Origin of the sequence: Sphaerisporangium perillae (assembly GCF_023276435.1) — a bacterium.
In the GTDB taxonomy this organism is placed as follows: domain Bacteria; phylum Actinomycetota; class Actinomycetes; order Streptosporangiales; family Streptosporangiaceae; genus Sphaerisporangium; species Sphaerisporangium perillae.
The window spans coordinates 104,552-117,680 of sequence record NZ_JALLPO010000016.1; the positions used below are offsets into that span (position 1 = coordinate 104,552).

Sequence of the window (13,129 nt, forward strand, 5' to 3'; positions counted from 1 at the left end):
ACGAGACCGGCGATTCGACGAGACCGGCGCGCGGCACCCGCCGGGCCGGCGCAAGGGAGGTCCCATGCCCGAGGATCACGCGACGCCCGGCGACCCCTTCCACCGGCGCCTGCATCACGTGGCACCGGGCGGCCTCAGCGCGGAGACCGCGCAGACGCCCGGGATGGTGCGCCAGGCCGCGATCAGCGAGGCCACGGTCGGATCGAGCAGGCTGTGGATGGGCGAGACGCACGTCGCGCCGGCGACCGTCTCGGCCGACCACCACCACGGCGACTCCGAGACCGCCATCTACGTGGTCAGCGGCACTCCGTCGTTCGTCTTCCTCGACCTGGACGGCGACGAGCCGCGCGAGGTGCGCATCGACGCCGGGCCGGGCGACTACGTCTACGTGCCGCCGTTCGTCCCGCACCGGGAGGAGAACCGCGACCCCGACAACGAGGCCGTCGTGGTGGTCGCGCGCAGCACCCAGGAGGCGATCGTGGTCAACCTGCCCGGCCTCCGGCCGCCGACCGGGCCCTAGACCGCCCACCCGGCGGCCCCGGGCCGCCTACGCGGTCCAGGGCCGCGTCCGCCCGGCCCTGGGACTCCACGGGCCCGGCGGATCCGTCAGCGGCGCCGTCAGGGGCCCGTCTCGCGCGCGAGCTCCAGGGCGGTCAGGTCCAGGGCGCTCAGCGTCAGGATGTTCGCGATCTGCTCCAGGGGCATCCCGGCGTCGCCGAGCTGGGTGATGGTGACCGCGGTCCGAAGGAAGACCCTGCCGATGACGACCTCGTCCACGTCCGGCATGTCCTTGCGGAAGAAGTCGGCGAGCTGCTGGCCGACCTCGCGGTCGGCGTGGACGCGTGGATCGTTGAGTTCCGGGCTGGCCAGGATGTCCGCCAGATCCCTGCGCTCGTCTTCCGTGAGCTTGCTCAAAGGGTCGCCTCCCGCAGCCATGTCGTTATTGGGAGACTATGCGCTCGCGGGCCCCGGAGAGAATGCCCTGGGGCCCGCGATGACCGGCCGGCGGGGGACGGCATGGCCGCCGCCCCCCGCAGCCGGCCCGGCGATCAGGAGGACACCGCCTCGACAAGCTTGCGGCGCTGCTGGACGCCGAGGCCGCCGATGCGTCGCTTGTCGTCGACGCCGGCACGCTCCATGAGCGCGGCGGCCTTCGTCGGGCCGATGCCGGACAGCGCGCGCAGGGCCTGGGTGACCTTGATCTTCTTCGCCGTGTCGTCGTCGCGCTCGAACAGCTCGGCCAGCGTGAGGTCGCCGGTCTTGAGCTTCGCGAGGAGCGCGGCCCGGGCCTGCCGGGCCTCGGTCGCCTTGACGAGCGCGGCCTGGCGCTGCTCGGGGGTGAGGACGGGAAGGGTCATGAGGGTTCTTTCTCCTTGGGGGGTCGATGTCGTGGGCCGTGCGGCCCGTGGTGTGGTCGGCGAGTGTGCTACCCCCACGGCGGACGTTAATCATGCTTCCGCAGTTCGACGTCCGTTCTTCGCCGATCCGCACCGAAGCCCGTATGCCGCATAAATCGTGAAATTTGGGCCTTCTAACTTCGGACCGTTGACCTGACTCTCAGTGCAGGCGCGTGACAACACCCGAGAGCGCGCGCCTCGAGGAGGATTCAGGTGAGACGTCGTCTGCTCGTAGGGTTGGCGATCCTGACCCTGCTGTGCGCCAGCGGGATCACCGGGGTCGGCGCCACCGCGGAGCCACCCCCCAGCGGCCAGTACCGGATCGACGGCCCCAGCACGGCCGGTCAGCGTACCGCGATCGCGGCCACCGGCGCCGCGATCGACGAGGTGGCCACCACATCGGTCGTGGTCACCGCCTCCGACACCGAGGTCGCCGAGATCAAGAAGCTCGGCTACGCGGTCACGCGGCTTCCCCGCCCGTTATCCCCTGTCCTGCCCAAGCCACAGGACTTCCCGCCCGCCGACTCCGGGTACCACAACTACGCCGAGCTGACCGCCCTGGTGAACCAGGTGGTCTCCGGCTACCCGTCCATCGCCAGGAAGTACAGCTACGGCACCTCCTACGGAGGACGCGACCTGATCGCCGTCAAGATCAGCGACAACGTCGCGACCGACGAGAGCGAGCCGGAGGTGCTGTTCACCGCCCACCAGCACGCCCGCGAGCACCTCACCGTCGAGATGGCGATCTACCTGCTGAACCTGCTCACCAGTGGTTACGGCTCCGACAGCAGGATCACCGGGCTGGTGAACTCGCGGGAGATCTGGATCATGCCCGACCTCAACCCCGACGGCGGCGAGTACGACGTCGCCACCGGCTCCTACCGTTCCTGGCGCAAGAACCGGCAGCCCAACTCCGGCTCCTCCTACGTGGGCACCGACACCAACCGCAACTGGGCCTACCGGTGGGGCTGCTGCGGAGGCTCCTCCGGGTCCCCCTCCAGCGAGACCTACCGCGGCGCGTCGGCCGAGTCGGCGCCCGAGGTCAGGGCCCTCGCCGGCTTCGTGCGCGGCCGCGTCGTCGGCGGCACGCAGCAGATCAAGACCAACATCGACTTCCACACCTACAGCGAGCTGATCCTGTGGCCCTACGGCTACACCTACAGCGACACCGCCGCCGGCCTCACCCAGGACGACCACGACGCGTTCGCGGCGCTGGGCCGCAACATGGCCGGCACCAACGGCTACACCCCGCAGCAGGCCAGCGACCTCTACATCACCGACGGCTCCATCGACGACTGGCTGTGGGGCACCTACAAGATCTTCAGCTACACCTTCGAGATGTACCCCAAGAACGGCTCGCCCGGCTTCTACCCGCCGGACGAGCAGATCGTGACGCAGACCACCCGCAACAAGGAGGCCGTGCTGCGCTTCCTGGAGTACTCCGACTGCGTCTACCGCATCATCGGCAAGCAGGCCCAGTACTGCTGACGGGCACCCGCCCCGAGGCGCCCTGACTCGGGGTACGGCCGCCGCCTGGCGCATGCGGCGGCCGTACCCCGGGCTTCGGCCGGCGCGCGGCCGTACTCAAGCCCCGGGGTCAAGTCCGGGGTTTGATGGCGCTTTGAGGGGGCTTTGAGCGGCCGGGGGCGGCGCGGTGATGGCGCGGAGGCGGGCGAGACGCGAAGATCCTGAAGAGAGGGACCAAGCGGCCGTCACCCTCCGCACAGGGACGGACCGTCGATATAGCGAAATAGGGAGTTCAGCAATGAGACAGCGACGGCTGGGCAGCCAGGGCCTCAGCGTCTCCGCCGAGGGGCTCGGCTGCATGGGGATGAGCACGGCCTACGGGCCCGCGGATGAGAAGGAGGCGACCGCCACCATCCACCGCGCGCTCGACCTCGGCATCACCTTCCTCGACACCGCCGACATGTACGGGCCGTGCACCAACGAGAGCCTGGTCGGACGCGCCATCGCCGGGCGCCGCGACGAGGTGGTGCTCGCCACCAAGTTCGGCAACGAGATCGAGCAGGGACGCCTGGCCGGCCGGATCAACGGGCGTCCCGGCTACATCCGCCAGGCGCTGGACGCCTCCCTCAAGCGCCTCGGCGTCGATCACATCGACCTCTACTACCAGCACCGCGTCGACCCGGACGTCCCGGTGGAGGAGACCTTCGGCGCGCTGTCGGACCTGGTGGCCGAGGGGAAGGTCCGCTACCTCGGCATCTCGGAGGCCGCCCCGGCGACCATCCGCCGCGCGCACGCCGTCCACCCCCTGACGGCCCTCCAGACGGAGTACTCCCTGTTCACCCGGGACGTCGAGGAGAACGGCGTCCTGGACACCACCCGCGAGCTCGGCATCGGCTTCGTCGCCTACAGCCCGCTCGGCCGCGGCTTCCTCACCGGCACCATCCGCAGCGTGGACGAGTTGTCGGAGGACGACGGCCGCCGCTTGTCGCACCCGCGCTTCCAGCGGGAGAACTTCGCCAGGAACCTCGCGGTCGTCGACCGCATCCGCGTGCTGGCCGACGCCAAGGGGGTCACCTCCTCGCAGCTCGCGCTGGCCTGGGTGCTCACCCGCGGCGAGGACATCGTGGCGATCCCCGGCACCAAGCGCCGTGCCTACCTCGAGGCCAACGCGGCCGCCGTCGAGATCACCCTGACCTCGGGCGACCTCGCGGCCATCGACGCCGTCGCGCCTCGCGGCGTCGCCGCCGGTGACCGCTACCCCGCCGCCGCGATGAACGCCGTGCACCGGTGACATCGGGCCGCTGACCGACCCGCGCTCGCACGGCGCGGAGCCCGCCGGACCTCCGCTGACCCGCGCCGCTCCGCGGCCGGTCGCTTCTGAAGTAAGCTTTCACTCCCGTAAGCGTGGAAAGGCCGGTCCTGTAACAAGGACGGGCTCCCCGCATGCCGGAGAGCAGCACGCAGGGGTGGGGTGACGCGCCGGTGTGGGACCCCGGCGCACGGGAAGCAGACCACGGCAGTGGAACATGGTGTCGACAGCGATTCCATGCGCGTCCGAACGAGGAGCCCGATCATGACCACGCCCAACGCCACCGAAGACTCATCGGGCTTCGCTGACCTTGGGCTGCGACCCGAGCTCCTGCGCGCGCTGATCGGCCTCGGCTACGAGGAGCCGACGCCGATCCAGCGCGAGGCGATCGGTCCGCTGATCGAGGGGCGCGACCTGCTCGGCCAGGCCGCGACCGGCACCGGCAAGACGGCGGCGTTCGCCCTGCCGATCCTGCAGCAGATGCCGGGCGGCGGCGGCGACGGGCGTCCGCTCGCGCTGGTGCTCGTGCCCACCCGCGAGCTGGCCGTCCAGGTGTCGGAGGCCATCCACCGCTACGGCCGCGACCTCGGCGCCCGCGTCCTGCCCATCTACGGCGGCCAGCCGATCGGGCGGCAGCTCAGGGAGCTGCAGCGCGGCGTCGACGTCGTGGTCGCCACCCCGGGCCGCGCGCTCGACCACATCGGCCGCAGGACGCTGAACCTCGACGCGCTGAAGATCGTCGTGCTGGACGAGGCCGACGAGATGCTCGACATGGGGTTCGCCGACGACATCGAGGCGATCCTGCAGGAGACGCCCGAGGAGCGGCAGACCGTCCTGTTCTCCGCCACGATGCCGCCGCGCATCAACTCGATCGCCCGCCAGCACCTCACCGACCCGGTGCGCATCCAGATCGAGCGCGAGACCGCCGCTCCCGGCGAGGCGCCGCGCGTGCGGCAGAGCGCCTACGTCGTGCCGCGGGCGCACAAGCCGACGGCCCTCGGGCGGGTGCTGGACGTCGAGGCCCCAGAGGCCGCGATCGTGTTCTGCCGCACCCGCGAGGAGGTCGACACCCTCACCGAGACCATGAACGGGCGCGGCTACCGCGCCGAGGCGCTCCACGGCGGCATGGGGCAGGAGCAGCGCGACCGCGTGATGGCGCGGCTGCGCGCCGGCACGGCCGACCTGCTGGTCGCGACCGACGTGGCCGCCCGCGGCCTGGACATCGAGCAGCTCACCCACGTGGTCAACTACAACGTCCCCTCAGCCCCCGAGTCCTACGTCCACCGCATCGGCAGAGTGGGGCGCGCCGGGCGCGAGGGCGTCGCCATCACGCTCGCCGAGCCGCGCGAGCACCGCATGCTCAAGACCATCGAGCGGGTCACCAAGAGCCGCATCACCGTCGAGAAGGTCCCGACGGTCGCCGACCTGCGGGCCCGGCGGCTGGAGCTCACCCGGTCGGCGCTGGAGGAGAGCATGCTCGAGGACGACCTGGAGCACTTCCGGGTCGTGGTCGACACGCTCGCCGACGAGTTCGACCTCGTGGAGATCGCGATGGCGGCGGTGAAGCTCGCGCACGAGGCGAGCGGCGCGGCGGCCGACGAGGAGGAGATCCCGGAGGTGCCGCTGCGGCCCGAGCGCGACGGGCGCGGGCGGCGCGAGCCGGGCGGGCGCGAGGAGCGCCGCGGCCGCGGGCCATCCACCGGCATGACCCGCGTCTTCATCGGCGCGGGGCGCGCCGGGGGCGTCCGCCCGCAGGACCTGGTCGGCGCGATCGCCAACGAGTCGCGGCTCAGCGGCCGTGACATCGGCGCCATCGAGATCGCCGACCGCTTCTCCCTCGTCGAGGTCCCCGACCACGCCGCGGACGACGTGATCACCTCCCTCCGCCAGACCACCATCAAGGGCAAGAAGGTCACCGTCCGGCGCGAACGCTTCGAGTCGCGCTAGCCTCTGGCACGGGCTTTGCCCGGCTCTGACCCCGGATCGGCCGCCGCCCGCGCGCGCATGGGGGCGATTTGGGGCCGGCCGGGGACGCGGCGCACCCTCGGCCACGTAGCGTCGAAAGAAACCGAGGCGAATGGATCGTCATGGACTACGACCGGTTTCTCTCGATCATCCAGCGTGAGGCAGGGGTGGACCGGCAGGCCGCCGAGGCCGCCGCCCGCGCCACGCTGCGGACGCTCGCCGAGCGGCTCTCCAACGGGCAGACGCGCGACCTCGCAGAGCAACTGCCGCCGGAGGCCGCGCGGTGGCTGCCGGTGGATCACCAGCGGGAGAAGTTCCACGCCGACGAGTTCCTGCGCCGGGTCGCCGAGCGCGAGGGCACCGACGTCCAGACGGCCGAGCGGCACGCGGTGGCCGTGTTCGCCGCGCTGAGCCGGGCGGTGACGGCCAAGGAGTTCGAGGACGCGGTGTCGGAGCTGCCGAAGGACTTCTGGCCGCTCATCGAGAAGGGCCGCCGCCCCGAAGTCCCGGTGATGCCGTACGAGGAGTTCCTCAGCCGGGTCGCCGACCGGGCCGGCCTGGACGAGGAGGGGGCCCGCCGCGCCGCCGAGGCGGTCCTGGACACCCTCGCCGAGCGTATCGCCGGGGGAGAGGTCCGCGACCTCATCAAGGAGCTGCCGCCCGAGCTGGGGCCCGCGCTGGAACGGGGCAAGGAGCGCACCCACGGCGTCGCCAGGGCCATGTCGCTCGACGAGTTCCTCGCCCTCGTCGCCGAGCGGGAAGGAGTCTCGGTGGACCAGGCCCGCGAGCACGCGCGAGCGGTCCTGTCGACCGTACATGACGCGGTGACCGAGAAGGAGTTCCACGACCTCACCTCGGAGCTGCCCCGCGTGTACATCGAGGAGTTCGCCCACGCCTGACCCCGAACCTGTCAGGCCAGCGCGTTGACGGTGGCGGTGAAGACGGCCGGCAGACGGCGTGCGGCGGGGACGATGAGCCGCGCAGAGGCGGTACGCCTGCGGGCGGCCAGCAGCGCGCCCGTCAGCAGCCGGTGACGCAGGGACAGCCGCCGCCACGCCCGCTCGTACGCCTCCGGCCGGCCCGCGCGCAGGCAGCCGACCAGGGCCCGGGCCGACAGCAGCCCGAGCGAGACTCCCTCGCCGGTGAGCGCGTCCATGTATCCCGCCGCGTCGCCGACCAGCAGCACCCGTCCGGTGACCCGGGCGCGGACGCGCTGCCGCAGCGGTCCGGCGCCGCGTACCGAGGTGGCCGCCGGACCCTCCAGACGGGCGAGGAGCGCCGGAAACTGCGCCAGGTGCTCGTCGTAGCCGCGCCGCTCGGAACTCAGCACCGCCACGCCGACCAGGTCCGGTCCCACCGGCGTCACGTACGCCTCGCCGCGCGCCGCCCAGTACACCTCGACGAAGTCCGTCCAGGGGGCGATCTGGTAGTGCCTGCGCAGCCCGTACCGGCGCGGGCCACGGCTCGCCACCTCAAGGCCGAGCCGGCCGCGCAGCGGGGAGTGCAGCCCGTCGGCGGCGACCAGCCAGCGGGCCCGCATCCCGGCGGCCTCCACCGAGTCCGGGTGCTGCCGCACGCCCTCGACCCGTCCGTGCACCACCTTCACCCCCACCTCGGCCGCGCGTTCGGCCAGGGCGGCGTGCAGGCGGGTGCGGCGCACGCCGAGTCCCGGTCCTTCTCGGAACTCGGCCTGCGCGCGGTGCCGCTCGTCGAGGTAGCGGATGCCGCGCAGCGGCCATCCCTCCACGCGCACGCCGAGCGACCGCAGGGCGGAGGCGCCGGTCGGCATCAGTCCCTCGCCGCACGCCTTGTCGACGGGCGCGGAGCGGGGCTCGACGACCACGGCCTCCATGCCGGCCAGGGCGGCGTGGATGGCGGTCGCCAGACCGGCGGGCCCGCCGCCCGCGACCAGGACGTCGATCACGCCGTCGCCTCACCGGCGGCGTGGCTCGCGGGTCCTGGCGTGAGCGAGGCCAGAGCCGTCTCCTCGCAGCGGATCCGCACCACCATGAGGACGGCGTTGAGCACGGTGAAGGTCACGGCGGTCACCCACGCGCTGTGCACCAGTGGCAGCGCCGCGCCCTCCACGGCCACCGCCACGTAGTTGGGATGGCGCAGCCACCGCAGGCGGTAGGGCCCGCGCGTGACCAGCGGAAGGCCGGGCACGACGATGACCTCGGTGTTCCACTGCCGGCCCAGCGCGGTGATGCACCACCAGCGCAGGGCCTGGGCCGCGAGAACGAGGACCAGCATCGGCCAGCCCAGGGCGGACACGAAAGGCCGGTCCGCGAGGCCGGCCTCCAGCAGGCAGCCGGCGAGCAGGCCGGTGTGCAGGGCGACCATCCAGGGATAGTGGCCGCGTCCGAAGACCCGGCCGCCCCGGGCCAGGCTCCAGCGGGCGTTGCGACGCGCGACGACCAGCTCGGCGAGGCGCTCGACGCCGACGAGCAGGACCAGCAGCAGGTACCACATCGACATGCCTTGCGACGATACGGGCACGGAGGCCAGAGGGAGGGCTCCCAACGCGGATGAGATGTCCGGAGCCGACAGGGGCCCGGCTGCCAGGAGAGTGTGCGGCGAGAAGGGCACCCGGCGCTACCAGCGCAGCAGGACGAGCTCGGAGCAGAATCCCGGGCCCATCGCGATGAGGACCCCCGGCGTGCCGGGGGGCGGCGGGCGCAGGGCCAGCGTGTCGCGCAGCACGTGCAGCACGGAGGAGGAGGACAGGTTGCCGATGTCCGCGAGCGACCGCCAGGTGAGGTCCAGGGCGCCGTCGGGCAGGTCGAGGGTCTCGGCGACGGCCTGCAGCACCTTCGGGCCGCCGGGATGGCACACCCAGGCGGTCACGTCCCGGGCCGTCAGCCCGTGGTCGGCGAGGAAGCCGTGGACGTCGTCGGCCAGGTAGGTGCGCACGACCTCCGGAACGGTGGTGTCGAGCACCACCCGGAACCCGGTGTCGGAGACCTCCCAGCCCATCACGGCCTCGGAGTCCGGGTACAGGTGGCTCCGGGTGGCGATCACGGTCGGTCCGGCCGCGTCCGGGCCGCCGGGCGTCGGTCCCGTCCCGGGCATGCCCCCGCTCCCGACGGCGCCTTCGCTCCCGGGCACGGACGCGCCTTCGCTCCCGGGCACGGCGCGGCCGGAGCCGCAGGCGACGACGGCGGCCGCGCCGTCGCCGAACAGGCCGCTGGCCACCAGGTTGACGGGGGAGGAGTCCCCGCGTTGCAGGGTGAGCGAGCACAGCTCGACCGACAGCAGCACGGCCACGTGGTCGGGCCACCCGCGCAGGTAGTCGTGGAGGCGGCCGATGCCCGCCGCGCCCGCGACGCAGCCGAGGCCGAACACCGGCACCCGCTTGACGTCGGGGCGCAGGCCCAGCCGGCCGGCCAGCCTGGCGTCCACCGAGGGGGCGGCGATGCCGGTCACCGACGTGAACATGATCATGTCGACATCACGCGGGGTCAGCCCGGCCGCCTCCAGCGCGGCGCCCACCGCCTCGGCGCCCAGCTCGACGGCCGCCTCGATGAAGATCTCGTTGGCCATCCCGAACCCGTCCAGCTTGGCGTACTGCTCGAGCGGCAGCACCAGGTTGCGGTGCCCGACGCGGGCGGAGGTGTGCAGCCGGTCGAGCAGCCGCCGGTCGGCGCCGGGGGGAAGGCATATGCGAGCGAACGTGTCCGTGATCTCTGTCTGGGGGTAGCGGTTCGGAGGGAGGGCACCGCGGACAGCGGCAATTCGGGTCATATGGATTCCCGGTTCGCTGACAGTGGAGGACACCTGTGTCTTGCCCACGGCGCCCATCCGCATACCTGACCTACCGGACGGGACACCGCAACCGGCGTCCTCGGGCGTGGCGGACGCGGCGATGGGGGAGGTCGGCGATCAGGCAGTGAGCGGCCGGTGGCACGACGACGGAGTGCCATGCACCCGGCCCCTGGTCAAGGCGGAAGGCGCCGGTCCCTGGGTGGGACCGGCGCCTTCCCGTCACCTTGGAGGGGTGGCCGTCGTGGGCCGCCGGCGGGTCAGGAGGCCAGGCCGGGCAGCTCGGTGTAGGACTTGCCGCGGACGAACCACTGGAACTCGGCCGAGTTCTTCCCGCTGGGCGAGGGCAGGCCGGCCCGGACGTTCACCGCGGTGTTGATCAGGCCCCAGTTGAGCCCGCATCCGCTCGCCTTGGGCACGGCGAAGGCCGAGTCCTTGGCGGCGACCTTGAAGACCGGGACGCCGTCGATGGAGGTGAGCTCCAGGGAGGTGACCTCCGGGTTGAGCAGGAGGGGATTCGCGTCGCTGCCGATGTAGCACTTCTTGCCGAGGAGGCTGTGGATCATGCGGATCTTGATCCCGACGTTGGTCGGGAAGATGGGGCCCGCGTCGACCCGCCCGGTGCCCTGGGTCTCGACGTAGACGTCGGTGAGCTTCGGCACCTCCAGGGGCTTGCCGATCAGGCCGCCCGGCACCTTCATCCGCTCGCCCTTCACGCTGCCGAAGGCCGCCGCCGTGCTGCCGTCGGACAGCTTGCCCTGGGCGACGGTGATCCGCATCGGCTGGGAGATGTCCTGCTCGATCTGGCCGAGCCTCATGGTGCCGCCCACCGTGATGATGAAGATGCAGCTCCAGGTGTCGGCCTGCGCGTTCTGCGGGAGCCGCGGGCAGTCGGACCAGTCGGCGTCGCTCGGATGGTAGTCGTAGGCCGCGGCCTGAGCGGGAGTCACCAGCCCGCCCGCCAGTACCACCACGGCGGCGCCGGTCACGAGCGACCGGGCGAGAACTCTCATCCGAACTCCTTAAGTGTGGAGACCCCTGCCTTCGGGCGGGGGAGGGAACGCGGCGCGGTGTGGAACGGTGTCGGATGGTGTGGAGTCGAATCGGTGTTCGTATCCGGTTGATCGTGTCTAGGGTGCTGGCTGTGGCGCGCATCGTGAGGCGGGCGTTCAGGTACCGCTTTTATCCGACTCCTGAGCAGGCTGAGGAGCTTGTCCGGACGTTCGGGTGTGTCCGTTTGGTGTACAACAAGGCACTGGAGGAACGCACCCGCGCCTACCTGCTGGAAGGCAGAGGGGTTTCCTACGACGAGTCGTCGGCGGCGCTCACCCGGTGGAAGCGCACTGAAGAGCTCGGGTTTTTGCGTCAGGTGTCGTCGGTTCCGTTGCAGCAGGCGCTGCGGCATCTGCAGGCGGGGTTTGCGAACTTCTTCGCCAAACGTGCCAGGTATCCGGTGTTCAAGTCGCGGAAGAGGTCGCGGGCGGCGGCGGAGTACACCCGTTCGGCGTTTCGTTACCGCGATGGTGAGTTGTTCCTGGCGAAGCTGGACGGTCCGCTGGACATCGTGTGGTCGCGTCCGTTGCCCGAGGGGGTGGAGCCGTCGACGGTGACGGTGTCGCGTGATGCGGCGGGACGGTGGTTTGTGGCCATCCTTTGTGAGGAGACGATCCGCCGGTTGGACCCGGTCGGGGAGTCGGTCGGTATCGACGCGGGGATCAGCGCGCTGGTCACGCTGTCGCGTCCGATCGACGGTCTGACCGACAGCGACGGGAAGGTCGCCAACCCGCGGCATGAGCGGGCCGAGCGGCGCCGGCTGGCCAAGGCGCAGCGGGCGCTGGCCCGCAAAGCCAAAGGCAGCGCCAACCGCGCGAAGGTGAGAGTGCGGGTGGCGAAGGTGTACGCGCGGGTCGCCGACCGGCGCCGCGACTTTCTGCACAAGCTCACCACACGGCTGGTTCACGATAATCAAGTGATCGCCGTGGAAGACCTCACCGTGCGGAACATGGTGAAGAACCACTCGCTGGCCCGCGCCATCTCCGACGCAGCCTGGCGGGAACTCCGCACGATGCTGGCGTACAAGGCCGCCTGGTACGGGCGGGAGCTGGTCGTGGTCGACCGGTGGTTCCCCTCCTCCAAGCTGTGTTCGGCGTGCGGGGCGATCGCCGGGTCGATGCCGCTTGATGTCCGCAGTTGGCAGTGTGGCTGTGGCGCGGTGCATGATCGGGATGTCAACGCCGCGAAGAACATTCTCGCTGCCGGGCCGGCAGAGAGGTGAAACGCCTGTGGAGCTGGTGTAAGACCTCAAAGGAGAGAGTCCTCTCTGGCGGGCGACCGGCGGCGAAGCAGGAAACCCGACCCGCGAGGGTTGGGATCCCCCTCGTTCACGAGGGGGAGGAGGTCAAGGATTCCTCCTTGGACCCCACCGAAAGGCGTGGACGCGGGAAAGGGTGAATCCTGGTTATATCGACGCCATACGCGGGTTTCTATGCACTTTTCACAACGCGCTGCGGGGCCCCGTTATCACTTCCGCGCAATCGGGGCCCGCGATGTGCGATGGCATCGCCTGCCTGTGCCCGCGCCTAGAAGGGCTTGCCGATGCGGCGCCGCACGTGGCCGGGTACGGGATGGGTCACCAACGGGGCGGTCACCGGAGGCGCCCACGAGTGCGCCATCGGGAGCACGCCGGCCCAGACGTCGTGCGGATCGTCCGCGTCCCCCGGCGGGCCCTGCCGTACCTTGACCGACGCCTCCTCCAGCGGCACGGCCAGGATCGTGGTGGCCGCCAGTTCCTTGCGGTTGGGCCGCCTGGCATGCTCCCACTGGCCCGGGGCGATGTGCTCGGTGAGGCACCGGAGCGCCTCCAGCTTCTCCGTCCCTTCCAGCGCACGGGCGACGCCGTAGATCATGGCGCTGCGGTAGTTGACTCCATGCTCGAAGACCGACCGCGCCAGTACCAGCCCGTCGACATGGGTGATCGTCACGCACGCCTCCGCCCCTTCCGCGAGGCTGCGGCTGGCGACGGACCCGTGCACGTACACGTGGTCGGCATCGAAGCCGTAGACGGTCGGCACGACCATCGGAGCGCCGTCCACGATCACGCCCAGGTGACAGACGAACCCCTCGCGAAGCACCTCGAACAGGGCCTCCCGATCGTGGCGCCCCTGCTCGCGGAGCCGCCGATGCCGCGTTCGCGCTGTTCCCGACAGATCACTCACAAAGCCTCATTTAA

The 13,129-nt window shown here is 71.3% G+C and carries 12 protein-coding genes and 1 pseudogene; 6 read left to right on the plus strand and 7 right to left on the minus strand.

What is annotated here, in order from left to right; genetic code table 11:
* The first annotated feature begins 64 nt into the window (after positions 1-64).
* Positions 65-520 (plus strand): cupin domain-containing protein, encoded by a 456-nt coding sequence (locus MYF83_RS17500; RefSeq protein ID WP_248961513.1) that lies wholly within the window; start codon positions 65-67, stop codon positions 518-520.
* A gap of 98 nt (positions 521-618) precedes the next feature.
* On the opposite strand, the gene MYF83_RS17505 is transcribed toward MYF83_RS17500, so the two are convergent.
* Both MYF83_RS17505 and mihF read right to left on the minus strand, forming a co-directional pair.
* Entirely contained in the window at positions 619-915 is a 297-nt protein-coding gene (locus MYF83_RS17505; protein ID WP_248961514.1) for a hypothetical protein, read from the minus strand.
* Between the two features lie 134 nt (positions 916-1,049).
* Positions 1,050-1,358 (minus strand): integration host factor, actinobacterial type, encoded by a 309-nt coding sequence (mihF, locus tag MYF83_RS17510; protein WP_248961515.1) that lies wholly within the window; start codon positions 1,356-1,358, stop codon positions 1,050-1,052.
* Positions 1,359-1,610: 252 nt separating this feature from the next.
* On the opposite strand from mihF, the gene MYF83_RS17515 reads away from it, so the two are divergent.
* The 4 genes from MYF83_RS17515 (at position 1,611) to MYF83_RS17530 (ending at position 7,037) form a co-directional block, all read left to right on the plus strand.
* Positions 1,611-2,885 (plus strand): M14 family metallopeptidase, encoded by a 1,275-nt coding sequence (locus MYF83_RS17515; RefSeq protein ID WP_248961516.1) that lies wholly within the window; start codon positions 1,611-1,613, stop codon positions 2,883-2,885.
* Between the two features lie 277 nt (positions 2,886-3,162).
* Complete coding sequence (locus MYF83_RS17520; protein ID WP_248961517.1) at positions 3,163-4,155, plus strand: aldo/keto reductase; 993 nt, start codon at positions 3,163-3,165, stop codon at positions 4,153-4,155.
* A 282-nt stretch (positions 4,156-4,437) separates the two neighbouring features.
* Positions 4,438-6,120: a DEAD/DEAH box helicase gene (locus MYF83_RS17525; RefSeq protein ID WP_248961518.1), complete on the plus strand. Its 1,683-nt coding sequence runs from the start codon at positions 4,438-4,440 to the stop codon at positions 6,118-6,120.
* 140 nt (positions 6,121-6,260) lie between these two features.
* On the plus strand, positions 6,261-7,037 hold the full coding sequence (locus tag MYF83_RS17530; RefSeq protein ID WP_248961519.1) for a DUF2267 domain-containing protein: 777 nt from the start codon (positions 6,261-6,263) through the stop codon (positions 7,035-7,037).
* Positions 7,038-7,048: 11 nt separating this feature from the next.
* Here the strand turns inward: MYF83_RS17530 and MYF83_RS17535 are convergent, their stop codons facing one another.
* The 4 genes from MYF83_RS17535 to MYF83_RS17550 form a co-directional block, all read right to left on the minus strand.
* Complete coding sequence (locus tag MYF83_RS17535) at positions 7,049-8,062, minus strand: NAD(P)/FAD-dependent oxidoreductase (protein ID WP_248961520.1); 1,014 nt, start codon at positions 8,060-8,062, stop codon at positions 7,049-7,051.
* Positions 8,059-8,616: an isoprenylcysteine carboxyl methyltransferase family protein gene (locus MYF83_RS17540; RefSeq protein ID WP_248961521.1), complete on the minus strand. Its 558-nt coding sequence runs from the start codon at positions 8,614-8,616 to the stop codon at positions 8,059-8,061. Before MYF83_RS17540 ends, MYF83_RS17535 begins: the two co-directional genes overlap by 4 nt.
* Before the next feature lie 117 nt (positions 8,617-8,733).
* Positions 8,734-9,882 carry a type III polyketide synthase gene (locus MYF83_RS17545; protein WP_248961522.1) on the minus strand — a complete coding sequence of 383 codons (1,149 nt, stop codon included), beginning with the start codon at positions 9,880-9,882 and terminating at the stop codon, positions 8,734-8,736.
* Positions 9,883-10,160: 278 nt separating this feature from the next.
* Positions 10,161-10,913 carry a hypothetical protein gene (locus MYF83_RS17550; RefSeq protein WP_248961523.1) on the minus strand — a complete coding sequence of 251 codons (753 nt, stop codon included), beginning with the start codon at positions 10,911-10,913 and terminating at the stop codon, positions 10,161-10,163.
* 131 nt (positions 10,914-11,044) lie between these two features.
* Here MYF83_RS17550 and MYF83_RS17555 point away from each other — a divergent pair.
* A pseudogene (locus tag MYF83_RS17555) lies at positions 11,045-12,351 on the plus strand (RNA-guided endonuclease InsQ/TnpB family protein).
* A 128-nt stretch (positions 12,352-12,479) separates the two neighbouring features.
* Here the strand turns inward: MYF83_RS17555 and MYF83_RS17560 are convergent.
* Positions 12,480-13,115, minus strand: a complete 636-nt coding sequence (locus MYF83_RS17560; RefSeq protein ID WP_248961525.1) for a pyridoxamine 5'-phosphate oxidase family protein — start codon at positions 13,113-13,115, stop codon at positions 12,480-12,482.
* Positions 13,116-13,129 lie beyond the last annotated feature (14 nt).